The organism is Methylobacterium sp. 1030 (genome assembly GCF_040544715.1).
GTDB lineage: Bacteria > Pseudomonadota > Alphaproteobacteria > Rhizobiales > Beijerinckiaceae > Methylobacterium.
In genome coordinates this window covers 1-25,100 of sequence record NZ_JBEPKM010000029.1, presented here as the reverse complement: position 1 = coordinate 25,100, position 25,100 = coordinate 1, and the positions used below count along the sequence as shown (strand labels likewise).

The following is a 25,100-nucleotide window of genomic DNA, read 5'->3' as shown; positions in this document are numbered from 1 at the left end:
CCGCACAGGAGATTCCGATGACAGCAGCCAATGACGGACGCGCCGACGTCCTCTGGTTCCTGCCGACCCACGGCGACGGCCGCTATCTCGGCGCGCGGGAGGGGGCCCGGGACGTCTCGCTCAGCTATCTCCGGCAGATCGCGCAGGGGGCGGACGAGCTCGGCTATTACGGCGTGCTGCTGCCCACCGGACGCTCCTGCGAGGATTCCTGGATCGTCGCCTCGGCGCTGGCGCCGCTGACCAAGCAGCTGCGCTTCCTCGTGGCGGTGCGGCCGGGCCTGATGGAGCCCTCCGCGGCGGCCCGCATGACCGCGACCCTCGACCGGATCTCGGACGGGCGCCTCCTGATCAACGTCGTCACCGGCGGCGACCCGGTGGAACTCGCCGGCGACGGCGTGTTCCAGTCCCACGACGAACGCTACGCCGTCACCGACGAGTTCCTGACGATCTGGCGCGGCCTGCTCGCGGGCGAGACCGTGACCTTCCGGGGCGATCACCTGCGCACCGAGAACGGCCGGCTGATCTTCCCGCCGGTGCAGAAGCCCTATCCGCCGCTCTATTTCGGCGGCTCGTCGGCGGCCGGCATGGCAGTCGCGGCCGAGCATTGCGACGTCTACCTGACCTGGGGCGAACCCCCGGCCCAGGTCGCCGAGAAGATCGCCGCCGCCCGGGAGGCCGCCGAGGCGAAGGGCAAGACCTTCTCGTACGGCATCCGCCTGCACGTCATCGCCCGCGAGACCGAGGCCGCGGCCTGGGAGGCCGCCGAGCAGCTGATCTCGAAGCTCGACGACGCCACCATCGCCAAGGCGCAGGAGACCCTGAAGCGGCAGGATTCCGTCGGCCAGAGCCGCATGATGGCGCTCCACGGCGGCAGCCGCGACAAGCTCGTGGTGGCGCCGAACCTCTGGGCCGGCGTCGGCCTCGTCCGCGGCGGCGCCGGGACGGCGCTGGTCGGCTCGGCCGACCAGGTCGCCGACCGGATGAAGGAGTACATCGATCTCGGGATCGACCGCTTCATCCTCTCGGGCTACCCGCACCTGGAGGAGGCCTACCGGTTCGCCGAGCTGGTCTTCCCGAAGCTGCCGCTGCGCGCCACGACCGGGCGGCCGGCCGGCAATGCCCGCAACGACGGCCCGTTCGGCGAGATCATCGCCAACGACCTCGTTCCGACCCGCCGCGTCAGCGCGCACTGACCGGCGGCCCCGCCGGCACGGGGCATGGCTGATCTGCGTTCGGGCAGCCCGGGCGTCATGGTCATGCCATCCTTGGCGCCCATCCGCACCGCCCATCGCCGCGCGACCCGCTCGCGCGGCCTGGACGAGCGTAGGATTTCGATGACTTCGACCAAGACGGCCCTCCTGGCCATCGGTCTGTGCCTCGGCCCCGCCGCGGCCTTCGCGGAGCAATCCCCGGCCCGGGAAGCCCTCAAGCAGTACTGCACCGGCGACTACATGGATTTCTGCAGCGCCTACGCGCCGGGTGGCCCGGAGGTCGAGGCCTGCTTCAAGGCCAACCTGAAGAAGCTCTCCCCGAACTGCTCGGCGGCGATCACCGCCTACAAGAAGGAGCAGCGGGCGACCAAGCGCGTCAGCGAGGCGCGCTGAGGGCCGAAGGCCCGTCGCGGCGGCCGCGACCCGGGAGCCCCCGACGGCGCGGCGGATCGGCCGATCCGCCGCGCGATCCACCGCGGCGATCCCACAATGCTGCCGCGCAGAAGCGGCCTGCACGATAATTTAAGCCGGCACCTGCCATCGGTTGAGAACTGGCGTGGCCAAGGTCAGGTCCTGCGATTCGGCGACGATCCGTGCACGTGATCGCACGGGATCTGCACCGGGATCTGCGATCTCCGCGCCCATCGGGATTTCGAGACGCGGGTACCGTGCCGATGACGACAACCGACCTGACGTCCGCCGGGACCGCATCCCCGGCCGGCGGCCGCGCGGCGATCCTGCGCGGGGCCCGCATCGGAGCGGCGGCGGCCGTCACCGTGATGGTGCTGCTCCTCGACCTCATCAGCTACTCCCAGCTCATCTTCTCGGGGCCGCTGGTGGAGAGCCGCGCGGCCGGCCTGTCGGCGCTGCTCGCGGCCTACGTGCTGGGCAGCCTCGTCTTCATCGCGCTGCGCCGCACCGCGCGGATCTCGCTGTCCTTCATCGGCGCGGCCGCGATCGTGCAGGCGGCGATCGCCTCGGCGGTCGCCGGGCAGCTCGAGGCCGCGGGCGTCACCGATCCGGAGACGGTCGGCCAGCTCGTGCTCGTCGCCTGCGGCGTCTCGACCTTCGCCACCGGCGTGATCTTCGCGTTGCTCGGCACCCTGCGGGCCTCCCTGCTGGTGCAGCTCCTGCCCTACCCGGTGCTCGCCGGCTTCCTCGGCGGCGTCGGCCTGCTGTTCCTGCGCAGCGGCGTGCAGATCGGCGGCCATGTCGACGACCCGCTCGCGGCCCTGCTCCACGCCGTCGATCCGGCGAACCTCGATCCGGGCCGGATCGATGCCGGGGCGCTCGCGCGCATCGCCCTGACCCTCGTGATCGGGTTCTGCGCCTTCTACCTCCCCCGGATCGTTCGGCACTGGGGGACCTACCCGACGGTGATCCTGTCGAGCCTCGCGGTGGTCCATCTCGGGCTGGCCTGGACGGGCACCAGCGTCGCCGCCGGGCAGGCATCGGGATGGCTGATCGAGCCGCTGCCGACGGGCACGCTGCTGCGGCCGCCCGCCATCGGCAGCCTGACGGCCTTCGATCCGCACCTGCTCCTGCCGATCTGGCCCAAGATCGCCACCCTGGTCGTCGTGGCGGTGATCATCCAGATCCTCTACGTGGTGAGCGTCGAGCTGGAGATCCGGCGCGACCTCGACATCGACCGGATGTTCGTCGCCTCGGGCGCCACCAACTTGGTCGGCAGCGTGTTCGGCAGCTCCGCGATGGGCTTCGGCCGGACCTCGACGCTGCTGCTGCACAACATCGGCGGCGGCCACTGGCTCGGCTGGTGGCTGACCCTCGCGGTCATGGCGGCGCTCCTCATCGTCGGCGCGAGCCCCCTGGCGCTGCTGCCCCGCCCGCTGGCCGGCGGCGCCCTGATCGCCATCGGCATCGGGCTCCTGTTCAACCTCGGCGTCGCCAGCCGGACCCTGCCGGGCTGGGAGATCGCCATCGCGCTGGTCGTGTGCACCGCCACCGCGTATTTCGGGGCCACCACGGGCTTCCTCGTCGGCGTCCTGCTGGCGATCCTGATCTTCGGGGTCCAGTACGGGCAGATCGGCGCGATCCGCCGGTCGCTCTCCGGGGCGGACCGGCGCAGCAGCGTGATCCGCGGTCCCGACGCCGCCGCGCGGCTCGAGGCGGCCGGCGGCCGGACCCGGATCTACACCCTGCAGGGCTACCTGTTCTTCCTCAACGCGCAGGCGATCTTCCGCCGGGCCGCCGCGGAGGCCGGGGATCTGCGCGTGCTGATCCTGGATTTCCGCGAGACCGTGGGACTCGACAGCTCGGCGCTGATCGCGTTCCGCAAGGTTGGCCAGCTCGCCGAGCAGCGGCGCTTCGAGGTGCTGCTGGTCCACGTGGATCCGGTCGCGCGCCTGCTGATCACCCGCAACGGCCTCACCGCCGACCCGCGTGTCCGGATCCTCGACACGCTGGACGAGGCCCTGCGCGCGGCCGAGGCGACGCTCCTGGCGGAGGCCGGCGGCGCCGGCCCGGGGGAAGTCGCCGTCTTCGCCCGGCACATGGCCGACCGGCTCGGCAGCACGTTCGGCCCGGACGACTTCGCGCCCTACCTGACGGTCCGCGAGCTCGCGGCGGGCGCGGCGCTGATGCGCCAGGGGGAGGCGGCCGATGCCCTCTACTTCCTGGAGCAGGGCCTCGTCTCCATCGAGATGGAGGTCCCCGGCCGCGGCAACCTGCGCCTGCGCACCACCACGGCCGGCACCGTGATCGGCGAGATCGCGCTGGTCCAGGGCGGGCGGCGCACCGCCACCGCCGTCGCCGAGAGCCCCTGCCGGGTGATCGTCATCGACCGCGCCGCCCTCGCGCGGATGGAGCGGGAGCGCCCGGACCTCGCGCTCGCCTTCCAGCGCTTCCTGATCCTGGAACTGGCCGGCAAGGTCTCCGACACGAACCGGCTGCTCGAGGCCGAGATGCAGTGAGGCGCCCGGCGGCGCCCGCTCTCCCGGTCAGGGGTCAGGCCGCCGCCAGCACCACGGCGAGCCCGAGATGGGTGACTTGGTGCAGGAACTGGTCGATGCCGATCAGCCACCAGAACCGGGCGTCCGTGGCCGGCAGGCGGGTCCGCTGGCCGACCAGCACCTTGCCGCGATCGATCCCCGTGTGGATCGCGAAATCGACGAGCGCCAGCCACCACAGGGCCGGCTTCACCGCCAGCGCGATCGCCAGCGTGCCGAGGCCGTGCAGGCCGGTATGGGCGCAGAGGGGGGCGAGCCAGGCGGACGACCGCTGCTTGCCCTGCGCCATCCAGTTGGTCTGAAGGAAGAAGTCCGCAGCGAGGTGCTTCACGGCGAACGCCAGGACCAGCAGCGCGAAGGCACCCACCGGGACGAGCGTATCGACGGACGGCATCGCGGCCCTGGCTCTCCTGCCGCGATCCTGCGGGGACGGGTTCGGCGGCGCGCACCGCGCCCCGAATCGAGGAAGCGCCAGCATACACGCGCCGACGGACCCTGGCGCGAGCGGAAATCCGGCGCGGCCGCCGGCCCGATCCCGGGCGTGGCACCGTGGAATGCAGAATTCGGAACGATTTCTCGCCCCGCGCCGGGGCGAACGTCCAGATCTTTCATCTATTCTCTCGAACGGATGTCGATATTTCGAGTTTTAATAATTCCAATCCATGAAGATAGTCGTTGTTACACAGAAGAGCCGCGTGTTACGCGTCCCGCCCGCACGCGCCGTGCCGATGGGAGCTTGTGAGCGGGACAGTGGCGACCTGGAACTGCGACGCCGGTCCCTCCGGCCACGGGATCGCCGCGGTCCCGCCGGGCCGGCCCGGCCGCCCTCCGCCCGGCGGATCATGGAACCTCGCGGCGTTCGAGCGCCATCGCGCCGCCTATCTGGCGCGGGCGCGCCGCATCCTCGGCTGCCCGGCCCAGGCGGAGGACGTGGTCCAGGACGTGCTGCTCCGGCTGATCGCCGATCCGCCCCCGGCCGAGACCGCGATCCAGGCCGCCTATGTCGGGCGGATGGTGCGCAACCTCGCCCTGGACCGGGCGCGGCGGCGGGGCCTCGAGCGGCGCCTGTTCACCGGCCTCGATGCCGTCCCGGACGCGGCCGATCCCGGCACCGGGACCCCCGAGGCGGCCGCGGCGTCGCGGGAATCCCTGCGGCAGGTGGAGGCCGCGGTGGCCGAGCTGCCGGAGCCGGTGCGCACGGCCTTCCAGCTTCACCGGGTCGAGGGCGTGCCGCAGATCGAGATCGCGGCCCGGCTCGGGGTCTCGCGCGCCCTGGTGTGCGGCCTCGTGCGCCGCGGCCACCTGCACTGCCTCGCGGCCCTCGACCGGCGCTGCGCCGCCTGCCCGGCGCGCGCCGAGGCCCCAGGCCGGCAGCGGCGCCGGACCGCGCCCGTCGGCCAGGACCTCGGCCGCGGCCCGGCGCAGGCGATCGTCAGCCCGCCGGCGACGGGCCCGTAGGCGGGGGCGGGGGTGTCACCGCGGACGCTCACCCCTGTTCGCGGAGGGCGGTCTAGGCGGGCACCGCGGGAGGCCGCGGCACGGCGTCGGCGGCGGCCGCCCCCGGCACCCAGAGCCGGTCGCGCACGAAGTGCTCGCGCGACAGCGCGACCAGGGCCGCGCGCTTGTGGGGGAAGTCGACGGTCGCGATCGTCGCGAAGCCGGAGCCGTGGAGGTTCCGGATCTGCTGGGCGTGATCGGCCCGCGGCTCGCCGACGACGCGCTGCGTGCGCGGCTCGTCGAGGAACAGGTAGTGCATCAGCGACGGCAGCCAGGCCGAGAGCGCGGGCCGCCCGCGCACGGACGCGTCGCCGATCGCGACGTGCCAGCCGCGGTCGTAGGGGCCGGCCTCGTAGAGCGGCCCGAGGCGGCTCTCCCGCGCCCAGTACAGCTCGAAATAGCCGAACGGCCTGCCGTCGAGGCAGCCGAACAGCGGCAGGGTCGCGGGGTCGGCCTGGAGCCCGGCAATGTAGGCGGCGTGCGCCTCCAGGGTACCGGTCTCCTGCCAGATCGCGGCGATGCGGGGGTCGTTCATCCAGGTCGAGAACAGGGCGACGTCGCCGGGCTCCGTCATCGTGCGGAAGCTCAGACGCCGATCGAGCCACGGGATCGCCCGCGCGTAGACCGTGCCGGCGGGCGTCCGGGGCCGCAGCGGGTGGCGGCGGCCGGCCGTGGCGGTGAACAGCTCGGGGAAGGGCGGCCGGGCCCGCGGGAGCCAGCGGGCGGCGCATTGCCAGAGGAGCCCCGGCAGGATCTCGACCCCGTCGCCGTCACCGAGGGCCCGGGCCGCGCCGAGGTCGAGCAGCCGTCCGGACGTCGCCGGATCGGCCGCGACGACGATGCGCAGGACCTGCATGTCCTGGGCGGTCAGCGCCTCGGCGCGCGCCAGGATCGCCTCCGCGGCCGCCGCTGGCGCGACCGGCTCGGCGAGGCGGATCACCGGCACTTCGCGGGTCCCCTCCAGGGTGAGGGACACCGGCGCGGCGTCCCGCGCGGTTTCCAGCGCCCTGTCATCGCGCGGCTTCGGGGGATGCGCCCCCGCGTCGCGCATCCGCTGGCTCGAAGCGTCCGTCATCCGTCCTCCGCGCGTCGCCGGCACCTCCGCGTCGCCGGCACCTCCCTGACGGATGGGCCCGTCCGGCGTTCAGAGGTTTCGTGCGGGCGCCATCCGCCGGCACCGGGTGCGACAGCATGAACGGCGCCCCGCCTCAACCGTCACTCCGTCGAAGCCCGAGCGGCGCAGGAGCGAGCGGATGGACAGGCACGGCCAGGAGGCGGGCGCGGACACGGCTGCGGAGGCAGGTCCGGGCACGGCCGGGGACACGGCCGGGGACGCAGCCAGGGACATCGCCGAGGCCCGGGCACCGTCCCCCGCGCGAGCCTCCGCTCGGACGGCCGCCTGACATGCAGGCGCCCGAACCGACCTTCGAGACCCTGCGCGACGCCCATGTGGCCGCGCTCACCGGCTCCCTGATCGACGGCGTCGAGCACGGCCCCGGGGGCGCCGGCTACGTCTGGTCGCGCAGCATCCCGGACCCGACCGTGAACTTCGCCTTCGGCGTGCACCGTCCCGACCAGTTCGCCTGGGCGGGCGCGGCCGCCCTCGGGCGCGCGCGGGCGCCGGCCTTCCTGGCCCGGGACGACGGCGAGATCGCGCTGCTGCGCGCCCTGTTCGAGCCCGCGATCCTCTACCCGGCGCGCTGGATGGTGGCGCGGGAGCTTCCGGCGCCGGCCCCGGCCGGCAGCGCCGTCACCGTGCAGGCGACGCCCGCGCCGGGGCCGGATTTCGAGAGGGTCTTCGCCCACCTGTCCGACGCGCCGGGCGTGCGGACGCATCTGCGCCGCTACTACATCCCGGCGCTGCGCGCGGCCCGGGGCCGGCACGGCCTCGTGACCCTGCACCTCGTCCTGCGCGACGCCGCCGGCCCGGCGGCCTGCGCCAGCCTCTACCTGCGCGGCGAGACGGCGGGCCTGTACAATGTCAGCACGCGGGCCGACCGGCAGCGCCGCGGCCTCGGCACCGCCGTGACGGTCGCGGCCCTGCGCGAGGCGCGGGCGCGGGGAGCCGCGCAGGTCTTCCTGCAATGCCCGGCCGACGGCAGGACCGAGGCCCTCTACGCGCGGGCAGGCTTCCGGACGGCCTGCGCGCCGACCCTGCTGTGCACGACCCCGCCCTGATCCGGACCCGCTCAGAACGGCTCCGCGCCGTACCCGTCGGGCGTGAGGCCGAGGACGAACCCGATCTCCGCATCCGCGTCGCGCAGGACGAGCGCGCTGGCCGGGCCGGTCACGACCTTGCCCCGTCCCTCGATCCGGGCGCCGTAGCGACCGCGGGGTTCGAGGGCGGCCAGCGCCGCGAGGGCACTGCGCACCGCCCGCGGGTGGCGGACGCCGTTCTCGTCGCGCCAAGCCGCCTCCTCGCCGGGCCAGAGCCGCCGGGGCAGGTGCTGCACGCCGGCGCGCGCGGGCGGCCGCAGGGCCGCGGCGAGGCGCGCGTGGAGCCTCACGGCCGGCCGATCCAGGCGGCGCGCAGGATCCGCAGGGGCGCGGCCGGCACGGGCCTCCGGACGGGCGCGAGCGGGAGCGCATCGAGCACCACCGCGCCGGCGAGCGCCGCGGCCAGGGGCGCGTAGTCGGCCAGATGCACGCCGTCCCGGTGGAGGCCCGGACCGGCGAGGCCGCCGGTGCCGGATCGCCACGGCGCGAACGGGTCGAAGAAGGTGCGGCCCCCCGCGGCGCAGAGTGCCGCGAGGCGATCCGAGAAGACCGCGACGGCGGCGGGATCGCGCCCGGTCGCCCCGGCACCGATCGGCGGGATCGCGGCGACGAAGACCTGCGCGGTCCAGGCCTCCAGGCGGCGCAGGATGTCCCGGACATCGGCCTCGAACCGGTCGACCACCCCGGCCCGCTCGGGATGGCGCCAGCGCTGGATGTCGTTGGTGCCGATGATCAGCACCGCGGCCGCGCAGCGGACCGGGACGCGCAGCGCCGCGAGCTGGCGGCCGCAATCGGCCGCGGTGCTGCCGCCGACCGCGACGTTGATGCAGGGCCGGCCGCCGAGATCCGGCGCGCCGACGAGCTCCGCGTGGGAATTGCCAGCGAGCAGCACGCTGCCGGGCGCGGCCGCCCGGAGGGCCGCGCGGATGCCGGGACGCCGCTCGGCGAAGCGGTGCCCGACGATCCGCCCGTGCCGCCAGTGCCGGGCCGCATTCTCGATCCAGTGGGCGCCCATGGCTGTCCTGATCAGGCGTGAGGGAGCGGCCGTTCCCGGACGGCCGGGACCGGAGGATGACGGGCGCGGGCCGGTCCACAGCCCGGATACAGGGGACGACAGGTCACGCGCGGCCGAACGACTTGCCGCCGCGCGACGGATCACCGGATAAAATTCGCAGAAACACTTGTTAATATGATCCAGTACATCGGATCATCTTCACCTCGTATATGTGGGAAAAAATTACACGTCAATCGCGGCGCGGACGCGATCGGGCCCATGTGCCGGGCCGGACGCCTTCCGGCGGCCGCGGCGCCGCGCTACCTCGGGACTCGCGGGGCGCCGTCGGCCGCCCGGGAGCGGCGGGGAGCCAGGATGGCGAGCGCGATGATCAGGGACCGGGTCTTCATCGTCACGGGCGCGGGCTCGGGCCTTGGGGAGGCGGCGGCGCGGGGCCTCGCGGCGGCGGGGGCGCGGGTGGTCGTGGCCGACATCGCCCGGGAGGCCGGCGCCCAGGTGGCGGCGGATCTCGGGGCGCAGGCCCGGTTCGCCGAGACGGACGTCACCCGCGAGGCGGACGGCGCGGCGGCGGTCCGGACGGCGCTCGACGCGTTCGGGCACCTCCACGGGCTGGTGAACTGCGCCGGCATCGCGCCGGGGGAGAAGGTGGTCGGCCGCGACGGGCCGCACCGGCTCGAGACCTTCGCGCGGGCGGTCTCGGTCAACCTCGTGGGCACGTTCAACATGATCCGGCTGGCCGCCGACGCCATCGCCCGCGAGGCGCCGGACGCGGCCGGCGCCCGGGGCGTGATCGTGAACACCGCCTCGATCGCGGCCTTCGACGGCCAGATCGGGCAGGCCGCCTACGCGGCCTCGAAGGGCGGGGTGGTCGCCCTGACGCTGCCCGTCGCCCGGGAACTCGCCCGGCACGGCATCCGGGTGGTCACCATCGCGCCGGGCATCTTCGAGACGCCGATGATGGCGGGTCTGCCCCAGGACGTGCAGGACACGCTCGGCCAGAGCGTGCCGTTCCCAGCCCGCCTCGGCCGCCCGTCGGAATACGCCGACCTCGTCCGGCACATCTGCGAGAACCCGATGCTGAACGGCGAGACGATCCGGCTCGACGGGGCGCTGCGGATGCCGCCGCGCTGACGGCTCAGCCGATCGACACGCTGGTCAGCACCTCGGCGGCGCGGCGGACCTCGGCGGCGATCATCTCCTCGCTCGGGCCGTCGATCGGCAGGTCCGACAGGATCGCCGCCACGTCGCGCTTCACGTCCTCGCGGATCTCCGGGTTCTCCTCGGAGAGCCGCCCGATCAGGACGCCGAGCACGATCTCCAGGGCGGACAGCTTGGCGTGCAGGCGGGTGAACTCGTCCAGCGGCTCGGGCTCGTGCGCGGTCATGGCCTGCTCCATCGGGGGGATGTCCGCCGTCCCCGCGGGGGCGCGCCGGATCGTCCGCGTGTCATACAGGGGCGCCGGCCGTCCGTCTCGCCGGGCCCTCGACCCCGCGCGGCCCCAGGCGCCGACCCGGCCCCGCCCGGGCGACGGGACCCGAATTTTTTCCCGATCGCGGGCAACCGGATTTCCGGACCCGACGTTTCACGCATCCGTGAACGAACCCACGAAGGGACACACCGCCATGATCACCCGTCTCACCGCCGCAGCCGGCCTCCTGGCCCTCTCCACCGGCCTCGCCCTGGCCCAGACGCCCACCGCGACGCCCGCCGAGCCCGCCACCAAGGCCGACAGCAACATGAAGGAGTGGCAGGTCGCCAAGGTCGCCAAGGTCGGCCTCGCCCAGGCGCTGGCCACCGCCGAGTCGCAGGGCGACGAGAAGGGCGGCCGCGCCATCGACGCCGACTTCGAGAAGGCCGGCAGCAAGGATCCGGCCCACTACGCGATCAAGGTCGTCTACCCGAGCGGCAAGCTCGTCGAGTACGGCATCAACGCCGATACCGGCGCCCTCTACAAGACCGAGAACCAGCCGTTCGAGCGCTACTTCACCCGGCTGAAGGCCTCCGACTTCCAGAACGCCAAGACCTCGTTGAAGGACGCGCTGGCCATCGCCGAGCAGAAGGCCGGCGGCGGCAAGGCCTACGAGGCCGAGGTCGAGAAGGACGGCTCCTCGGTCCAGTACGAGATTAAGGTCGCCGGCGCCGACAAGGAGCAGGAGGTCAAGGTCGGACCGGACGGCAAGGTCCTGAACTGAAATCCTGAACTGAGGTCCCAGGCTGCGGCAGTGAAGGCTGCCGCAGCCCGCACCGACCTCGCGAGCGCAGCCTGGCGATCCAGGCGGCGCCGCGCTGATCCAGGGCGCGCTGCCCTGGGTCGCGTCGCCGCGCTCGCGAGGACGACCGGGTCGGTTGCTGCATCATGTCGCTCCACCGTCCGGGGAGCCGTCGAGCCCTCACGGCGCTTCCTCCCTTTGCGATGCGGCCCGGGCGGCCGCGAACGGGGAGGGCGGCATGGACGCCGGCGCGCAGGACACCGACGGCCGTCTCGGCCGCCCCCACACCCGGATCGAGGGACCCGACAAGGTCACCGGCCGGGCGCTCTACAGCTCCGACCTGACCGGCCCGGACCGGGACACGGCCCACGCGGCCCTGGTGACCAGCACCATCGCCCGGGGCCGCATCACCGGGTTCGACCTCGCGGCGGCCGAGCGGGTGCCGGGACTCCTCCGGATCTTCACCCACCGGGACTTCGCGGGCGCGGTGGCGCCGGTGAAGCACCTGATGGCCGGCGGGTACGCCAACAGCTCGCACCGTCCGCTCGATTCCGACGCAGTCGCCTATGCTGGCCAGATCGTGGCCCTCGTGGTCGCCGAGAGTCAGGGGGCCGCCGAGGCGGCGGCCGGTGCGGTGAAGGTCGCCTACGCGGAGGAGCCCGCCGCCGGCGGCTTCGACGCCCCCGGGGCCGAGACCGTGCGCCTCGCCGACCTGAAGCCCCACCACGCGGACATCGCCCGGGGCGATGCCGAGGCGGGGTTTAGGGACGCCGCGCTCCGCGTCGAGGCGCGCTACGCGACGCCGGTCCAGCACCACAACCCGATCGAGCTGTTCACCACCCGGGCCGCCTGGGACGGCGAAAGGCTCACCGTCCACGAGCCGACCCGCTACGTCGGCGCCGTGCAGCACGGGCTCGCGGCGCAGCTCGGGCTCGATCCCGCGCAGGTGCGGGTGGTGGCGGGGCTGATCGGCGGCCATTTCGGCTCGAAATTCGCCCTGTCGCAGCACACCGCGCTGGTCGCGCTCGCGGCGCGGCACCTCGGCCGGCCGGTCTCGCTGGTGCCCAGCCGGCGACAGTGCTTCACCATCGCCAATTATCGGCCGGAATCGCGCCACCGCATCCGACTCGGCGCCGACCGGACGGGCCGGTTCACCGCCCTGGTCCACGAGGCCGAGACCGTGACGTCGCGCTTCGATCCCTTCGTCATGGAGGGCGCGGAGGTGACGGCGAGCCTCTACGCCTGCCCGAACATCCGCACCGAGGAGCGGGCCGTGCGGGTCGATCGCAACACGCCGGGGCCGATGCGGGCGCCCCCGGAGGTGCCGTTCCTGTTCGCCCTGGAGAGCGCCGTCGACGAGATGGCGGTCGCGCTCGGCATGGACCCGATCGCGCTGCGCCGCCTCAACGACACGGCGGTCGATCCGGTCTCCGGAAAACCGTTCTCGACCCGGCCGCTGATGGCCTGCTTCGACGCCGGCGCGAAGGCCTTCGGCTGGTCGCGCCGGGTGCCGCGCCCGGGCGCGATGCGCGACGGGCCCTGGCGGGTGGGTCTCGGCTGCGCGACTTCGGTGCGGCCCACCAAGATCGCGGCCGCGACCCTGCGGGTCCGGCTCGGCCCGGACGGCGCCGCGGAGGTCGCCTGCGCGCACCACGAGATCGGCAACGGCATCACCACGCTGCTGGCGATGGGCGCGGCGGACGGTCTCGGCGTGCCGGTGGAGCGGGTCACCGTCCGGCTCGGCGACACCGACCTGCCGGCGGCGGGGATCTCGGGCGGGTCGAGCACGACCACCAGCCTGATGAGCGCCCTGGCGCTCGGCTGCCGCCAGATCCGCGAGAGCCTGGCGCAGGCCGCGACCGGGCAGGGCGGGCGCCTCGCCGGCCGCGATCCGGGCAGCCTGCGCCTCGCGGGCGACCGGCTCGCGGCGCCGGACGGGGCCGGGATCGCGCTCGGCGAGGTCGTCGACCCGGAAGGCGTCGAGACGGTCGCGGAGTTCGTGCCCGAGGGCGGCGACCGGGAGAAGGCGCTCGCGGGCCTGCGGCAGGGCCAAATCGGGCTCGCCCTCGGTGGGGGCGGGAAGGCCGTCTCCTGGGGCTTCGGCGCGCAGTTCGCCGAGGTCCACGTCCACGCCGAGACCGGGGAGATCCGCGTCGCCCGGCTCACCGGCGCCTTCGCGGCGGGGCGCATCCTCAACCCGCTGACCGCGCGGAGCCAGCTCACGGGCGGGATGATCTGGGGCCTCGGCTCGGCGCTTCTTGAGGAGACGGTGGTGGACGGCGGCGCCTACCGCAACTCGGATCTCGCCGAGTACCTCGTCCCGACGGCGGCCGACGCGCCGGAGGTGGAGGCGCTGCTGGTGCCCGATCCCGACGATCAGGTCGATGCGCTGGGCCTGAAGGGCCTGGGCGAGCTCGGGATCATCGGGGTGAACGCGGCCATCGCCAACGCGATCCACCACGCCACCGGCCGCCGGATCCGCAGCCTGCCGATCCGGCTGGAGGACGTAGCGTGAGGGGCTGACTCTCCTCCCCCTTGCGGGGAGGAGCTTGGGGATCGCAGATCCCGCGTGGGGGTGGGGCCGGAAAGGGCTCGGCGGTTCCTTCTAAACCACCCCCACCCCTAACCCCTCCCCGCAAGGGGGAGGGGAATATCGGACGCGCTTGCCCGCCGCCTACTCCATCGTCGGCGCGAGCTTCTTCACGCTCGCCACGTCCTCGCCGAGCCACGCCGCGTTCTTGGCGGTGCCGTCGAAGGTCGCGCTCGTCTTGAACAGCTCGTACTTGCCCTCCAGCGCGTAGGGCTTCGAGCGCGACAGCAGCTCGGCCACCGTGGCCTTGTCCATCGGCTCGAAGGTCTTCACCGCCTCGAAGGCCTGGTCGAGGTCGCGCTGGTTCTGGATGCCGGTGATCACCACCGAGACCGGCAGGTTCAGCGAGAAGTGCAGGTACTCGAGCGGCTTGATCGGCGCGTCCGCCTTCAGGATCACCCCGTCGCCGAAGGTCTTCATGGCGAGCGGCGCGATGCCGTTCTGCACGAGGTAGGGCAGGACGAGGTGGCTGAACGAGCGGAAATGCGCGTCCATCACGTTGACCGGCATCTGCACGGCATCGAAGTGGAAGCCGCGCTCGGCGGCGACCTCCAGCATCTGCAGGTGGATGCGCGGGTCCTTGTGGCCGGTGAAGCCGATGTAGCGCAGCTTGCCCTGCTTCTTCGCCTCCAGGAAGCCCTCCATGGCGCCGCCCTCGGCGAAGACCCGGTCCGGGTCGTCGTAGCGCAGGATCTCGTGGTGCTGGACGAGGTCGATCCGGTCCGTGCGCAGGCGCAGGAGCGACTGGTCGATCTGCTTGAGCGCCTCCTCCTTGGTCCGCCCGTCCATCTTGGACATCAGGAAGACCTTGTCGCGGTAGCCGCCCTGGGCCAGGGCCGCGCCCATGCGCAGCTCGGAGCGCCCCTCGTTGTAGTCCCAGCAATTGTCCATGAAGGTGATGCCGCGGTCGATCCCGGCATGGATCAGCCGCGTCGCCTCGTCGTCCGTCACGGCGCTCTTGCCGAGATGGAACCCGCCCATGCCGATCGCCGAGATCTTTTCGGAGCTCTTCCCGAACGACCGGTAGAGCATCTCGCCCCGGCGCTCGCCGGGATCGGTGACGAAGGGCAGATCCGCGGGGTCCTGCGGGCGGTTGCCGGGGAGGACGGGGGCGTTCACGGCCGCACCCGCGCTGCCGGCGCCAGCGAGGCCCGCGCCGAGCACGGCGCCCTGGAGGAAGCTGCGGCGTTCCATCGGCTGTCTCCGTTCGAGGATGTCCTGGTGAGGGGAGGTAATGCGTCGGGCCGCGTCATCGTTCGGTCCCCGTGGCGAGGCGTCCCGCCGCGTGGAGCAGGCGCAGGGCGGCGCAGGCGGCGCCGTAGCCGTTGTCGATGTTGACCACCGTGATGCCCGGCGCGCAGCTCGCCAGCACGGCGTCGAGGGCGGCGCGCCCGCCCGCGGCGACACCGTAGCCCACGGAGGTCGGGACCGCGATCACCGCGCCCGCCACGAGGCCGCCGACGACGCTGGGCAAAGCCGCGTCCATGCCGGCGGCGACGATCACCACCGGGTGCGCCCGGATCTCCTCGATCCGCGACGTCAGCCGCCACAGGCCGGCGACGCCGACATCGGCGAAGAGCGAGGCCGCCCGTCCGGCATAGGCCAGCACTCGCAGCGCCTCGCGGGCGACGGGTACGTCCGAGGTGCCGGCCGCCACCACCGCGACCCGGGCCGGGCCGGTGATCCGGGGGGCCTCGCCGAACACCGCCGTGCGCGAGACCGGGCAGTAATCGAGCCGCGCGGCGTCCCGGAGCCGGTTGCGCTTCTCCGGGTCGAGGCGGGTGAGGAGCAGCGAGGCGCCGCGCGCCCGGGCGGCCTCCAGGATCGCGTCGATCTGCTCCGGGCTCTTGCCGGCGCAGAAGATCGCCTCCTCCAGCCCGATCCGCTCGGGCCGGGCGAAATCGAGGGTGAACTCTTCGGAGATGCTCACGCCCGGGCCTCCCGCGGCTCGACCAGGAAGGCGCTGCCGACCCGGTAGGGGGCGAAGCGGACCGGGCCGGCGAGACGGGCCGGCGCCATGTCCCGGATGCCCGCCCCGAGCGTCTCGCGACCCTCGGCGTCGAGGGCGGCGAGGCTTGCTGGATCGAGTTCCACCACCACGCCCTCGGCGCGGACCCGACAGCGGACGGCCCGTCCGGCGCCGTCGGTCGCCAGCGCTCCGCCGACCAGCCGCTCGACCGCGTGAATGAAGGTCAGGGTCTCCGGCTCGATGGCGATGCCGGTCTCGACCCGGCTCGACAGGCAGGGCGCGGCCGGCAATTCCGCCACGGCCCCGAGGCCGAGGTCGCGGGCGAGCGCCCGGACCGACGCCTTGTCGAACCCGGCCTCCACGTAAGGGTGGCGCACGCCGTGCTCCCGGGCGGCGTCGAGGCCGGGGCGGTACTCGCCGAGGTCGTCGCGGTTCGCGCCCGACAGGATCTGGCGGTCGGTGACGCGCCGGACCGCGCCGTAGAGGTTGGTCTTGCAGAAGAAGCAGCGGTTGACCGGGTTTGCCCGGTAGGCCGGGTCGGCGAACTCGCCGGCCTCGATCACCCGTAAGGACCAGCCCTCGCGGGCGCCCTCGGCGCGCACGCGCGCGGTCGCTTCCTCCGGCACGGCCGGCGAGACCGCGTGGACCACCAGAGTAGCGCTTGGCGCCAGCCGGTGTGCGAGGGTGGCGAGCGTCAGGCTGTCGACCCCGCCGCTCACCGCCACCGCGACAGGGCCGAGCCCGGCGAGGACGGATTCCAGATGCTGGCGCGTCACCGCTCCTCCTGCTCCTGTTCCAGGGCGAGGCGCTCGGCCTCGCGGCGTAGGGCGGCCCGGGCCGCGTGGTCCGGACGGTCGCGGGCGTCGTCGGCCTCGGCCTTGGCGGTGCGCCCGCCCGGCCGCGCCACGATCTTCACGCGAACCGACCGGCCGTCGTGCTCGACCGTGCGGGCGGCGCGCGCGAGCACCGCGCCCTCCACGGGGTGGTAACGCAGGCCGATGGTCGTGGTCTCCCGGAAGCAGGCCGCGACCGCCGCCTCCAGGCTCTCCGGACGGACCAGGACCTGGATCCGGGCCATCATCCGGCCCTTCTTGCCGATGACCGGCATCTGCACGACGTCCACGATGCCGGGCTCGGCGCGCAGCCGGTCGAGGCCCGTGGCGAGATCCTCGCCGGACTGGTCGTCGACCTCGAAGGCGATCACCGCGAGATCCCGCCGGCCCGGGCGGGACGCGGCGCCGTCCTCCAGCACGAGGGCGCGCAGGCAGTTGCTCAGGCCCGGCAGGACCTTCGTGCCGAAGCCGATGCCGGTGCGCCCGAGGATCCCCCGGGGGCGACCCCGCCCGGGATCGTCGCCGCAGAGGTGGCGCAGGATCGCCGCGCCGGTGGGGGTGACGCGCTCGCCGGGGATCCCGTCGTCGAGGGTGGAAAAGCCTGCGAGCAGCAGCGTCGTGGCGGGAGCCGGGACGGGGAGGGGGCCGTGCTGGGTTCGCACCCGGCCGGAGCCCAGCGGCAGGGCCGAGACGCTCCAGCTGCGCGCCTCCAGGGCGGCGATCAGGTGGGCGGCGGCGACGATGTCGGCGATCGAGTCGGCGGCGCCGACCTCGTGGAACGCCACCGCGTCGACCGCGATGCCGTGGACGCGGGCTTCCGCCGCGGCCAGATGCCCGAAGATGCCGAGCGCGTGCGCCCGCACCGCCGGCGCGAGATCCGCCGTCTCCAGCGCGGCGCGGATCTCCGACCAGGGACGGTGGCCGTGGTCGCGGGCATGATCGTGGCCGTGATCGTGGCCGTGATCGTGGCCGTGATCGTGGCCGTGAGCATGCGGATGGTCGCGCTGCCCGGTATGCGCGTGCCGGTGCGGCGCGGGCACGGGCTCCGCCCCGGGCGCCGACACGGTGAAGCGCGCGCCGCTGAGGATCCCATCGTTGTGCGCGCTGACCGCGCAGGCGATGCGCGCGTCGACCGCCCGGACGCTGGCGGACACGCCGGCCCGATGCTCGGGGAAGGCGTCCAGCAGGGCGGCGGCGAACATGTCGCCGGCGACGCCGCCGAGGGCGTCGAGGTGGATGTGCATCGTGTGTCGCGCGGGCGCCGGTGGCGGGTGACGGGTCCGCCTCAGATCGGCCGCGGCAGCCCCGCGGCAAGGCGCACGCGGCCTCCGGTGCCGCGGCGTATCGCCCGCGCCGCTCAGGAGAGCTGCAGGTAGGCCGGATCGAACAGGCCGCGCTCCCGCAGTCCGTCGAGGTCGCGGATCGTCAGGCGGCGGCTGCGCAGGGCGACGAGGCCGCCGGTGCGCAGCTCCTTCAGGGTGCGGTTGATGTGCACGCTCGTCTGGCCGAGGGCGTCGGCGAGGTCGGGCTGGGTCACCGGCATCGGCAGCGTCGTCCCGTCCGCGAGGCCGACGCGCGTCAACCGCAGGTGCAACTCGCAGAACAGGTGCGCCAGCCGCTCGATCGCCGAGCGCCGGCCGACGCTGGCGATCCACTCGCGGTGGATCGCCGTGGCGGCGAGCAGCTCCCGCCACAGGCACTCCTCGACGGCGGGCCGGCCGCGGACCGCGTCGCCGATCTGCTCCGGGGCGATCCGCGCGACGGTGGCGGGCGTCAGCGCGCCGATGGCGTGGTCCATGCGTGCCCGGCGGAACACGAACGGGTCGCACAGGTCGCCCGGCAGGAGCAGCGCGACGATCGCCCGCCGGCCGTCCGGGAACTGCTTGTACCGGCAGGCCCAGCCGTCGAGGATCAGGTGCGTGTGGTACGGGTCGCTCTGCTGCCCCTCGATATCCTGCCGGGCCGCGACGTGGCGGACATGCAGGCGCCCCAACCCGTCGAGGATCGCGCGGTCCTCGGGCGCGAGCCTGACATGCCGCTCCATCTTCCGTACGAACGGGTTGTCCACGTCCGCCTCCGGTCAGATCACCGCGGCGCCGGCGTGCCGGCGGCCGGGCAGTCGCCGGGACAGGCGCCGGGGAGGTCGCCGAAGCGGGGGGCCATGGGGGATCGGGCGACGTCGCGCCCATCCGAAGCGTCCCGAACGACGGCGCCGCCATGGGTATCGGTCAAATAATGAGGCACAGATATTTCTATCGGCAGGGGGCCAAACCGTCGCCCGAACATCGAAGTCCGGATCTTCTTGATCGGCTTGTGCCTGCAGCAGAAAAACGCGCGCCAACCTGTGTTAAGTCGGCGTTCTCGCCGGCGACGCGCTCCGCGAGCCCCCCTCGCTCAGGAGGCCGTGCCCCCGGTGAGGGCCGGGCGCCGCGCTACTCCGCGGCGGCGCCCACCGTATCGGCCATGCGCGCCCGGCGCGTGCCCAGGGGCTGCGGTTCGCCGACGGTCGTGTCCTCGGCGGTCTGATGCTCCATCTCGGCGTTCACCTGGGCGCCGGCCAGCACGATCATGGTCGAGAGCCAGATCCAGGTCATGAAGCCGATCGCCGCGCCGAGCGAGCCGTAGGTCTTGTTGTAGCTGCCGAAATGGCCGACGTACCAGGAGAACAGCAGCGACGCGACGATCCACAACACGGCCGCGAGGGCGCCCCCGGGCGTGACCCAGCGCCAGCGCGGCGCGTCCCGGCTCGGCCCGTAGCGGTAGAGCAGGGCGAGGCCCAGCAGCACCGCCAGGAGCAGGACCGGCCACCGCAGCAGCGCCAGCCACCACGCGTCCGCGCCGAGCCCGACGAATTCCAGCACCACCGGCACCACCACCACCGCGGCCAGCGCCAGGAGGAGGAACAGGAGCGCCCCCGCCGTGAAGGCGAGGGAGACGAGATTGAGGACGAGGAAGTTGCGCTTCTCCCGCTCGTTGTAGACGAGGTTGAGGGCGTCGAAGACGTGCTTCACGCCGCCATTGGCGCTCCACACGGACAGGGCGATGCTGATGAGCAGGCTGAACCCGAGGGTGGTGTTGCCCTGCTCGTTCAGCCGCTTCACCTGATCGCCGACGATCTCCAGGGCGCCCTGGGGCAGGATGCCCTGGAGGCTGGCGAGCTGGTCGTTGATGGTCGAGGCGTCGGCCACGAGGCCGTAGCAGGAGACCAGGGCCGCCACCGCCGGGAAGATCGCCAGGAGCGTGAAGAAGGTGACGCCGGCCGCGATCAGCGACAGGCGGTTCTCGCCGATGTCGTGATAGGCGCGCAGCGCGATGTCCTTCCAGCCCTTGGCGGGGATCTCGGTCGGCGTCGCGGCCTGCCGCCCGCGATCGGCCTCGGCCCGGGCCACGGCGTGGGCCTCCCGTCCCGCATGCGCAGGCGACGTCCGGCGCGCCCCGTCCCGGTCGGCGGACCGGCCGGGCGCACGGTCGACCGAGGCACCGACCGCGCCGCGCGCCGACCGGCGGGGAAGGGCGACGATGCCGATCAGCGCGGTGGCGAGGGCGAGGGTCCAGACCGTCGAGGCGCCTCCCTCGGGCGCGGCGGCCCTGGCGGGGGCTGAATCGGGGGCAGGCATCGGCGACCTCGGAAGGGTTCGGGCAGACGGGGGCGGGCCTTCGGGGCCGCGCGTCGCGGCGGCCATTCGGACGCGCCGTCCCGGGCGCGTCCGAATGGCCGCAGCTGCGAGGGGGAACGCCGCGGCGCGGGGAAGGGTTCGCCGTGCAGTTGCAACTCGACGACACACGACGCGGAGAACCGGCATGGCACGCCTGGACGGCGGGACGGTGGTCATCACCGGGGCCTCGAGCGGCATCGGCCGGGCGGCGGCCGAGGCCTTCGCGGCGCGGGGCGCCCGGGTGGTGCTGGCGGCGCGGCGGGCCGACGTGCTCGACGGAATCGCCCGCGACCTGCGCGCGTCGGGCGCCGAGGCCGTCGCTGTCCCCACCGACGTCACAGAGCCCGAGGCGGTGGACGCCCTGTCCCGGGAGGCACTCCGGGCCTTCGGCGGCATCGACGTCTGGATCAACAATGCCGGGGTGGGGGTGTTCGGCCCCCTGCTGGACGCTCCCCTGGACCTGCACCGGCAGACGATCGCGGTGAACCTGCTGGGCGCCGTGCACGGGGCCTACGCGGTGCTGCCGCATTTCCTCGACCGCGGCCGGGGGACGCTGATCAACACGGTCTCGATGGGCGGCTGGGCGCCGACGCCCTTCGCCGCCGCCTACACGGCCAGCAAGTTCGGCCTGCGCGGCTTCTCGGCGAGCCTGCGCCAGGAACTCGCCCGGCACCGCCACATCCGCGTCTGCGCCGTATTTCCCGCCATCGTCGACACGCCGGGCCTGGAGCACGGCGCCAATGTCAGCGGCCGGCGGCTCAATCCCGGGCACCTGTACTACGCGCCCGAGGCCGTGGCGGAGACCTATCTCCGCCTCGCGCGCCACCCGCGCGACGAGGTCGCGGTCGGCTGGCCGGCCCGCCTCGCGCAGGTCGGCTACGCGCTGGCTCCGTACCCGACCGAGCACCTGATGGGTGCCGGGTTCCGGTGGGCCCTCGACCGGGCCGAACCCGGGCCGCGCACGCACGGGGCCCTGCGCGCGCCGACGCCGGAGGGCACGCGGGCCGACGGCGGCTGGCGCGCCCGCAAGGGCGTCCCCGATGCCGGAACCCTGAGTACGGCCCTCGGCACGGGGCTCGCCGCCGCAGGGGCCTGCGCGGCCGTCCTCGCCGGTCTCGCGGCGGCGCGGCGGTTTGGCGCCCGCGGCTGAGTCCCGTTCGGGACAGGCGTTAACCCATGTTGCGGCATGGGCGGCCGGGGCGCGCCACAACCGGTCCTCTGGGCTTGACCGGCCCGCCCGCCGACGACCGGACCGAATGCCCGACACCGAAGGCCCATCGCTCCTCGATCCCATCGCGGATGTCGCAGAGGAGGCCGGGGACGAGACCCGCTTCGGCCTGCCGGAGGCCGTGCGCGCCCATCTCGGCACGCTCCTCGGTCGCGCCTACGACCGGATCGACCTCGACTCGGACAGGGATGCGAACCCCTTCGCCGACCTGCTCGCGCGCCTGGAGGCCGCCCTCGCCCAGGCCGAGGGCGAGCGCGACAGAACGTTCCGCGCGGGCCTGCTGCAGGTGGTGCCGGCGCTGCACCGGTTCGCGGTCTCGTTGACGCGCGACCCGGCCGCGGCGGACGATCTCGTGCAGGACACCCTGCTGCGCGGCTGGCGCGGCCGCGGCGGATTCACCGCCGGGACCAACCTGGAGGCGTGGCTGTTCACGATCCTCCGCAACGTCTTCTACAGCCAGCACCGCAAGCAGGGCCGCGAGGTCGCCGACACCGACGGCAGCTACGCCGACCGGCTGACCAGCATCCCCGAGCAGGGGGGCCATCTCGACCTGCAGGACGTGCGCGCGGCCCTGGATCGGCTCGCGCCGGTGATGCGGGAGGCGCTGGTCCTCGTGGCGATCGAGAACCTGAGCTACGAGGAGGCCGCCGTCGTCATGAACTGCCGGATCGGCACCGTGAAGAGCCGGGTCTGGCGCGCCCGCGAGCAACTCGCGCGCATGCTCGGCTACGGCGGCGACGAGATCGGCAGCGACGGGGTCATGCTCTCGGTGACCGGCACCTCGGCCTGATCGCGACGATTCTCACGATCGAATACGCCAATTCGACACTTCGACGGCCGTATTCGCAAGCAAATTGACTTAGGTGAAAGCGCCCGGGCCGCCGCCTGGGCGATATGGGGCGGGTTGGGTCGATCCGTCGACTCGGCCGGGCTCCCATCGGTGTGACACCCCCCCGATCCACCGATGGGAGCCTCTTCACCGGAAGCCGCAGCGGATGCGCGGGCCGGACACCCCCGCCCCCGATCTCAGGTCGAGCCGCCCCGATCCGCATCGAGCTGCCGCAGCAGCTCCGCCAGCCGGGGATCCAACGCCTCGTCGATCACCGGATCATACATCGCCCGCATCTGGTGGCCGAGCCGCACGCGCGTCTGCGCGTCGAGGGTCGGGCCGCCCGCGATGGGGATCACCCGCAGGGCGGCGGGTGCCGCGCCGGGGGCGTAGCGCTCGGTCGGTCTCGGGGCGGCACGCCGGTGCTCGGGCCGCGGTTCAGGCCGGTGTTCGGGATAAGGCATGCCTACTACATCGGCCCGCACCCCCGCCGCGGCAACCACCGGTCCGCCCGATGGCACGCCCGGCGGCACGACCGGCGGCGTCTCGTCGTCCGCCTCAGGCATCGTCCTCCGGGGCGAAGACCTCGCCCTTCTCGGCCAGCACGGTGTTGGCCGCGTCGCGGGCCAGCTCGTCCCGCGCGGCCGCGGGATCGGGGCGGCCGAGGGCCCGCGCCAGGGCCCCGTCCCAGCCGGGCGCCGGCGCCTGGCCCTGCCCGGCGAGGATCGCGCCGGCCCGGCGGCAGACCCGGTCCCAGTCCGGCGCGCCGAGGGCGGCCCAGTCGGTCCCGAGGCCGAGTTCGGTGGCGGCTTTGGTGGCGGCCTGAGTCGCGGCCCGGGTCGCGGCGTCGGCCGGGCCCGGCGGCGGGGCGGGGATGTCGGTCATGGCGATGCGGCCTCCTGCCGGGCTGTCGATGCTCCGGCGCACGATATAGCGCGCCGGTCCCCGCCCATCAGCGCAGGCCGTGGGCCGCGAGTTCCTCCGGCACGCAAGCGGCCGCGTCCTGGCGCACCAGGATCGCCTCGAGGGTGACCGGGCGGTCGTCCCAGGCATCCACACCGACATCGCAGGAGCGCGTGGTGTCGGCGAGCCAGCCGTGGCTGTGCCCGTAGAGGTGGCGCGTCTCCCGCCACAGGCCCGGCCAGGCCCGGTGCGCGTAGTGCGACAGGAACAGGCGGTGCGGCCGCCCGCGCGCGTCCGCGACGGAGAGGCGGGCGCTCTCCACCGGCGGCTCGGCCCAGGGCAGGTCCAGGACACGGTTCGAATCGTGGTTGCCACGGACGAGGCGCTTGGCGCCGTTCAGCCGCGCGAAGATCGCCGCGCAATGCGCCCGGCTGGCATGGGCGGCGAAGTCCCCGAGGTGCCAGACGACGTCCTCCGGGCCGACCACGGCGTTCCAGCCGGCGACCAGGGCCTCGTCGTGGGCCTCGACGCTGCCGAACCGAGCACCGCGGTGGCGGAGGATGTGCGGATCGCCGAAATGCGTGTCCGCGGTGAAGAAGATCGCCATGGTGTCGAGACCTGGGCCGCGGGCGCGTCCCGTCCAGGCCGGCCGGCGCGGGGCGCGCGGCCGCACCGCCGCTTCGGGCCCGCTTCCAGCCCGACTCGGGCCCGCTTCCGGGAAGCCCCGCGGGCCGGTAAGGCTGCGGCGATGCTGGATCCCGCCATCTACGCCCATCTTCTGGACGCGGCGCGCGCCCATCCGCCGCTGCGGGCCGCCCTGGAGCGGGCCGGTCCGATCCGGATCGAGCCGCCGGCGCATCCGTGCGTCGCCGACCACCTGTTCGTCGAGGTGGTCAACCAGCAGCTCTCCGTCCGGGCGGCGGCGGCGATCTGGGCCCGGATCGAGGCCGCGGCCGCGGCGGCGGGCGCGAGCCCGAGGGGCCTGTTCGAGGCCGGGGACGCGGCGCTGCTGCGGGCCTGCGGCATCTCGGGCAACAAGGTGCGGGCGCTCCAGGCGATCGTGGCGGCCGAGACGGCGGGCCTCCTCGGGCCGGGCCTCGCCGCCCTGCCGCATCCCGAGCGGGCGGCGATCCTGTGCGGCATCCGCGGCGTCGGCCCCTGGACGGCCGACATGGTCGGCATCTTCCACTTCCACGACCCGGACATCTGGCCCGCGGGCGACGTGGCGGCGGTGGGCTGCTTGCGCCGCCTCACCGGGCAGGCCGACACCGCCGCGGTGGCGGCCGCCTTCGCGCCGTACCGCTCGATCCTGGCCCGCTACCTGTGGCGGATCAAGGACACGGCGCCCGCACCGGCGGACCTACCGGCGGACCTGCCGACCCGGACGGAACCGGCGCCCTGGGCCCGGCGCCGCCGCGGCACGGCGAAATCCGGGTGACGGCCGGCCGGAGATCGGCTATCCGTCGGCGCCTCCCGGGCCCGTAGCTCAATGGTTAGAGCCGGCCGCTCATAACGGTCTGGTTGCAGGTTCGAGTCCTGCCGGGCCCACCACCAATTAGCTAAGGCGCTGCAAACGCTTAAAGATCGTCGACCATCTCGCTTGCAATCGGGCCGGGATGCATCACAAATTGCCTAACATGGGCGACGACGTTCCTGAGGGTCGCTCAGATCTTGATCCGGCCGGAAGGTGAGCTTCCAAGTCTCATTAGGCGGCTTGCAAGGCCGTTTCCAGGGCCAATTCCTGGGCCGTTGGCCACCCCAGGGCGGTCTGAGGACCGCTCTCGTTGTAGTGCCGCCGCCTCGTCTCGATCTTGTTCCTCATGTCGGCCAGCGACAGGGACGCAGTTTGCGTTCAGGCACTCGTCGCGTCGGCGGCCGTCTTGTGTGGATGGCTCCCGCATTGCAAGTGGCGAATTGAGCTTCTGACGCGTTGGTCGGGTGCAGTCTTGTGTCCGGCCTGTTGATGCAGTCGTTCA

25 protein-coding genes, 1 tRNA gene and 1 pseudogene are annotated in these 25,100 nt (G+C 73.7%); 12 read left to right on the top strand and 15 right to left on the bottom strand.

Annotation, left to right across the window (positions count from 1 at the left end):
- The first annotated feature begins 17 nt into the window (after nucleotides 1-17).
- The 3 genes from ssuD (at nucleotide 18) to ABIC30_RS28835 (ending at nucleotide 4,141) form a co-directional block, all read left to right on the top strand.
- Entirely contained in the window at nucleotides 18-1,193 is a 1,176-nt protein-coding gene (gene ssuD, locus ABIC30_RS28845) for an FMNH2-dependent alkanesulfonate monooxygenase (protein WP_354456521.1), read from the top strand.
- Between the two features lie 141 nt (nucleotides 1,194-1,334).
- Complete coding sequence (locus tag ABIC30_RS28840; RefSeq protein ID WP_012318328.1) at nucleotides 1,335-1,604, top strand: hypothetical protein; 270 nt, start codon at nucleotides 1,335-1,337, stop codon at nucleotides 1,602-1,604.
- Nucleotides 1,605-1,885: 281 nt separating this feature from the next.
- Entirely contained in the window at nucleotides 1,886-4,141 is a 2,256-nt protein-coding gene (locus tag ABIC30_RS28835) for a cyclic nucleotide-binding domain-containing protein (RefSeq protein WP_354456520.1), read from the top strand.
- A gap of 34 nt (nucleotides 4,142-4,175) precedes the next feature.
- Here the strand turns inward: ABIC30_RS28835 and ABIC30_RS28830 are convergent, their stop codons facing one another.
- Complete coding sequence (locus tag ABIC30_RS28830) at nucleotides 4,176-4,571, bottom strand: DUF3307 domain-containing protein (RefSeq protein WP_091682595.1); 396 nt, start codon at nucleotides 4,569-4,571, stop codon at nucleotides 4,176-4,178.
- A 344-nt stretch (nucleotides 4,572-4,915) separates the two neighbouring features.
- Between ABIC30_RS28830 and ABIC30_RS28825 the strand changes: the two genes are divergently transcribed.
- Entirely contained in the window at nucleotides 4,916-5,635 is a 720-nt protein-coding gene (locus ABIC30_RS28825) for a sigma-70 family RNA polymerase sigma factor (RefSeq protein ID WP_354456519.1), read from the top strand.
- Between the two features lie 52 nt (nucleotides 5,636-5,687).
- Here ABIC30_RS28825 and ABIC30_RS28820 read toward each other — a convergent pair whose 3' ends face one another.
- Complete coding sequence (locus ABIC30_RS28820; protein WP_354456518.1) at nucleotides 5,688-6,749, bottom strand: GNAT family N-acetyltransferase; 1,062 nt, start codon at nucleotides 6,747-6,749, stop codon at nucleotides 5,688-5,690.
- Between the two features lie 329 nt (nucleotides 6,750-7,078).
- Between ABIC30_RS28820 and ABIC30_RS28815 the strand changes: the two genes are divergently transcribed.
- Entirely contained in the window at nucleotides 7,079-7,852 is a 774-nt protein-coding gene (locus ABIC30_RS28815; RefSeq protein ID WP_091682592.1) for a GNAT family N-acetyltransferase, read from the top strand.
- Nucleotides 7,853-7,863: 11 nt separating this feature from the next.
- On the opposite strand, the gene ABIC30_RS28810 is transcribed toward ABIC30_RS28815, so the two are convergent.
- On the bottom strand, nucleotides 7,864-8,181 hold the full coding sequence (locus ABIC30_RS28810) for a hypothetical protein (protein WP_354456517.1): 318 nt from the start codon (nucleotides 8,179-8,181) through the stop codon (nucleotides 7,864-7,866).
- Complete coding sequence (locus ABIC30_RS28805) at nucleotides 8,178-8,906, bottom strand: SGNH/GDSL hydrolase family protein (protein ID WP_205833522.1); 729 nt, start codon at nucleotides 8,904-8,906, stop codon at nucleotides 8,178-8,180. Before ABIC30_RS28805 ends, ABIC30_RS28810 begins: the two co-directional genes overlap by 4 nt.
- A gap of 354 nt (nucleotides 8,907-9,260) precedes the next feature.
- Between ABIC30_RS28805 and ABIC30_RS28800 the strand changes: the two genes are divergently transcribed.
- Nucleotides 9,261-10,037: an SDR family NAD(P)-dependent oxidoreductase gene (locus tag ABIC30_RS28800; protein ID WP_354456516.1), complete on the top strand. Its 777-nt coding sequence runs from the start codon at nucleotides 9,261-9,263 to the stop codon at nucleotides 10,035-10,037.
- Between the two features lie 4 nt (nucleotides 10,038-10,041).
- Here ABIC30_RS28800 and ABIC30_RS28795 read toward each other — a convergent pair whose 3' ends face one another.
- Nucleotides 10,042-10,290: a hypothetical protein gene (locus tag ABIC30_RS28795; RefSeq protein WP_026605197.1), complete on the bottom strand. Its 249-nt coding sequence runs from the start codon at nucleotides 10,288-10,290 to the stop codon at nucleotides 10,042-10,044.
- A gap of 238 nt (nucleotides 10,291-10,528) precedes the next feature.
- On the opposite strand from ABIC30_RS28795, the gene ABIC30_RS28790 reads away from it, so the two are divergent.
- On the top strand, nucleotides 10,529-11,098 hold the full coding sequence (locus tag ABIC30_RS28790; protein WP_020094795.1) for a PepSY domain-containing protein: 570 nt from the start codon (nucleotides 10,529-10,531) through the stop codon (nucleotides 11,096-11,098).
- A 256-nt stretch (nucleotides 11,099-11,354) separates the two neighbouring features.
- Entirely contained in the window at nucleotides 11,355-13,631 is a 2,277-nt protein-coding gene (locus ABIC30_RS28785; protein WP_354456515.1) for a xanthine dehydrogenase family protein molybdopterin-binding subunit, read from the top strand.
- 159 nt (nucleotides 13,632-13,790) lie between these two features.
- Here the strand turns inward: ABIC30_RS28785 and ABIC30_RS28780 are convergent, their stop codons facing one another.
- The 6 genes from ABIC30_RS28780 to ABIC30_RS28755 form a co-directional block, all read right to left on the bottom strand.
- Nucleotides 13,791-14,900: an aldo/keto reductase gene (locus ABIC30_RS28780; RefSeq protein WP_331298187.1), complete on the bottom strand. Its 1,110-nt coding sequence runs from the start codon at nucleotides 14,898-14,900 to the stop codon at nucleotides 13,791-13,793.
- 55 nt (nucleotides 14,901-14,955) lie between these two features.
- Complete coding sequence (larB, locus tag ABIC30_RS28775) at nucleotides 14,956-15,636, bottom strand: nickel pincer cofactor biosynthesis protein LarB (RefSeq protein ID WP_331298186.1); 681 nt, start codon at nucleotides 15,634-15,636, stop codon at nucleotides 14,956-14,958.
- Nucleotides 15,633-16,451 carry an ATP-dependent sacrificial sulfur transferase LarE gene (gene larE, locus ABIC30_RS28770; RefSeq protein WP_020094799.1) on the bottom strand — a complete coding sequence of 273 codons (819 nt, stop codon included), beginning with the start codon at nucleotides 16,449-16,451 and terminating at the stop codon, nucleotides 15,633-15,635. The genes larB and larE overlap by 4 nt, the downstream gene beginning before the upstream one ends.
- Nucleotides 16,448-17,752 carry a nickel pincer cofactor biosynthesis protein LarC gene (gene larC / locus ABIC30_RS28765; RefSeq protein ID WP_354456514.1) on the bottom strand — a complete coding sequence of 435 codons (1,305 nt, stop codon included), beginning with the start codon at nucleotides 17,750-17,752 and terminating at the stop codon, nucleotides 16,448-16,450. The genes larE and larC overlap by 4 nt, the downstream gene beginning before the upstream one ends.
- 113 nt (nucleotides 17,753-17,865) lie before the next feature.
- Nucleotides 17,866-18,576, bottom strand: a complete 711-nt coding sequence (locus ABIC30_RS28760; RefSeq protein ID WP_354456513.1) for a Crp/Fnr family transcriptional regulator — start codon at nucleotides 18,574-18,576, stop codon at nucleotides 17,866-17,868.
- Nucleotides 18,577-18,940: 364 nt separating this feature from the next.
- The gene (locus ABIC30_RS28755) at nucleotides 18,941-20,125 is read right to left on the bottom strand and encodes a YihY/virulence factor BrkB family protein (protein ID WP_354456512.1); all 1,185 of its coding nucleotides are present in this window, start codon (nucleotides 20,123-20,125) and stop codon (nucleotides 18,941-18,943) included.
- Between the two features lie 184 nt (nucleotides 20,126-20,309).
- On the opposite strand from ABIC30_RS28755, the gene ABIC30_RS28750 reads away from it, so the two are divergent.
- Both ABIC30_RS28750 and ABIC30_RS28745 read left to right on the top strand, forming a co-directional pair.
- The gene (locus ABIC30_RS28750) at nucleotides 20,310-21,314 is read left to right on the top strand and encodes an SDR family oxidoreductase (RefSeq protein ID WP_354456511.1); all 1,005 of its coding nucleotides are present in this window, start codon (nucleotides 20,310-20,312) and stop codon (nucleotides 21,312-21,314) included.
- 106 nt (nucleotides 21,315-21,420) lie between these two features.
- On the top strand, nucleotides 21,421-22,182 hold the full coding sequence (locus tag ABIC30_RS28745; protein ID WP_354456510.1) for a sigma-70 family RNA polymerase sigma factor: 762 nt from the start codon (nucleotides 21,421-21,423) through the stop codon (nucleotides 22,180-22,182).
- Between the two features lie 236 nt (nucleotides 22,183-22,418).
- Here ABIC30_RS28745 and ABIC30_RS28740 read toward each other — a convergent pair whose 3' ends face one another.
- From ABIC30_RS28740 to ABIC30_RS28730, 3 genes are all read right to left on the bottom strand, one after another.
- Nucleotides 22,419-22,787 carry a hypothetical protein gene (locus tag ABIC30_RS28740; protein ID WP_354456509.1) on the bottom strand — a complete coding sequence of 123 codons (369 nt, stop codon included), beginning with the start codon at nucleotides 22,785-22,787 and terminating at the stop codon, nucleotides 22,419-22,421.
- On the bottom strand, nucleotides 22,780-23,106 hold the full coding sequence (locus ABIC30_RS28735) for a hypothetical protein (protein WP_354456508.1): 327 nt from the start codon (nucleotides 23,104-23,106) through the stop codon (nucleotides 22,780-22,782). Before ABIC30_RS28735 ends, ABIC30_RS28740 begins: the two co-directional genes overlap by 8 nt.
- A gap of 67 nt (nucleotides 23,107-23,173) precedes the next feature.
- A complete protein-coding gene (locus ABIC30_RS28730) occupies nucleotides 23,174-23,731 on the bottom strand; it encodes a metallophosphoesterase (RefSeq protein WP_020094808.1) in 558 nt (185 codons plus the stop codon).
- Nucleotides 23,732-23,872: 141 nt separating this feature from the next.
- Here ABIC30_RS28730 and ABIC30_RS28725 point away from each other — a divergent pair, with 141 nt between their 5' ends.
- Together ABIC30_RS28725 and ABIC30_RS28720 are read left to right on the top strand one after the other, a co-directional pair.
- Nucleotides 23,873-24,562: a DNA-3-methyladenine glycosylase family protein gene (locus ABIC30_RS28725; protein ID WP_020094809.1), complete on the top strand. Its 690-nt coding sequence runs from the start codon at nucleotides 23,873-23,875 to the stop codon at nucleotides 24,560-24,562.
- Nucleotides 24,563-24,599: 37 nt separating this feature from the next.
- Nucleotides 24,600-24,675 (top strand) — tRNA-Ile (locus ABIC30_RS28720).
- Between the two features lie 154 nt (nucleotides 24,676-24,829).
- On the opposite strand, the pseudogene ABIC30_RS28715 reads toward ABIC30_RS28720, so the two are convergent.
- Nucleotides 24,830-25,082 (bottom strand): annotated as a pseudogene (locus ABIC30_RS28715) (integrase core domain-containing protein); the annotation flags it as partial.
- Nucleotides 25,083-25,100 lie beyond the last annotated feature (18 nt).

What these genes read in the sequence shown, in the direction of transcription:
- ABIC30_RS28785 (WP_354456515.1), top strand. Translation starts at nt 11,355, where the DNA reads ATGGACGCCGGCGCGCAGGACACCGACGGCCGTCTCGGCCGCCCCCAC.
- larC (WP_354456514.1), bottom strand. Translation starts at nt 17,752, where the DNA reads ATGCACATCCACCTCGACGCCCTCGGCGGCGTCGCCGGCGACATGTTC.
- ABIC30_RS28805 (WP_205833522.1), bottom strand. Translation starts at nt 8,906, where the DNA reads ATGGGCGCCCACTGGATCGAGAATGCGGCCCGGCACTGGCGGCACGGG.
- ABIC30_RS28755 (WP_354456512.1), bottom strand. Translation starts at nt 20,125, where the DNA reads ATGCCTGCCCCCGATTCAGCCCCCGCCAGGGCCGCCGCGCCCGAGGGA.
- ABIC30_RS28830 (WP_091682595.1), bottom strand. Translation starts at nt 4,571, where the DNA reads ATGCCGTCCGTCGATACGCTCGTCCCGGTGGGTGCCTTCGCGCTGCTG.
- ABIC30_RS28795 (WP_026605197.1), bottom strand. Translation starts at nt 10,290, where the DNA reads ATGACCGCGCACGAGCCCGAGCCGCTGGACGAGTTCACCCGCCTGCAC.
- ABIC30_RS28790 (WP_020094795.1), top strand. Translation starts at nt 10,529, where the DNA reads ATGATCACCCGTCTCACCGCCGCAGCCGGCCTCCTGGCCCTCTCCACC.
- ABIC30_RS28730 (WP_020094808.1), bottom strand. Translation starts at nt 23,731, where the DNA reads ATGGCGATCTTCTTCACCGCGGACACGCATTTCGGCGATCCGCACATC.
- ABIC30_RS28815 (WP_091682592.1), top strand. Translation starts at nt 7,079, where the DNA reads ATGCAGGCGCCCGAACCGACCTTCGAGACCCTGCGCGACGCCCATGTG.
- ABIC30_RS28820 (WP_354456518.1), bottom strand. Translation starts at nt 6,749, where the DNA reads ATGACGGACGCTTCGAGCCAGCGGATGCGCGACGCGGGGGCGCATCCC.
- ABIC30_RS28725 (WP_020094809.1), top strand. Translation starts at nt 23,873, where the DNA reads ATGCTGGATCCCGCCATCTACGCCCATCTTCTGGACGCGGCGCGCGCC.
- ABIC30_RS28745 (WP_354456510.1), top strand. Translation starts at nt 21,421, where the DNA reads ATGCCCGACACCGAAGGCCCATCGCTCCTCGATCCCATCGCGGATGTC.
- ABIC30_RS28735 (WP_354456508.1), bottom strand. Translation starts at nt 23,106, where the DNA reads ATGACCGACATCCCCGCCCCGCCGCCGGGCCCGGCCGACGCCGCGACC.
- ABIC30_RS28840 (WP_012318328.1), top strand. Translation starts at nt 1,335, where the DNA reads ATGACTTCGACCAAGACGGCCCTCCTGGCCATCGGTCTGTGCCTCGGC.
- ABIC30_RS28750 (WP_354456511.1), top strand. Translation starts at nt 20,310, where the DNA reads ATGGCACGCCTGGACGGCGGGACGGTGGTCATCACCGGGGCCTCGAGC.
- ABIC30_RS28780 (WP_331298187.1), bottom strand. Translation starts at nt 14,900, where the DNA reads ATGGAACGCCGCAGCTTCCTCCAGGGCGCCGTGCTCGGCGCGGGCCTC.
- ABIC30_RS28740 (WP_354456509.1), bottom strand. Translation starts at nt 22,787, where the DNA reads ATGCCTGAGGCGGACGACGAGACGCCGCCGGTCGTGCCGCCGGGCGTG.
- ssuD (WP_354456521.1), top strand. Translation starts at nt 18, where the DNA reads ATGACAGCAGCCAATGACGGACGCGCCGACGTCCTCTGGTTCCTGCCG.
- ABIC30_RS28835 (WP_354456520.1), top strand. Translation starts at nt 1,886, where the DNA reads ATGACGACAACCGACCTGACGTCCGCCGGGACCGCATCCCCGGCCGGC.
- ABIC30_RS28800 (WP_354456516.1), top strand. Translation starts at nt 9,261, where the DNA reads ATGGCGAGCGCGATGATCAGGGACCGGGTCTTCATCGTCACGGGCGCG.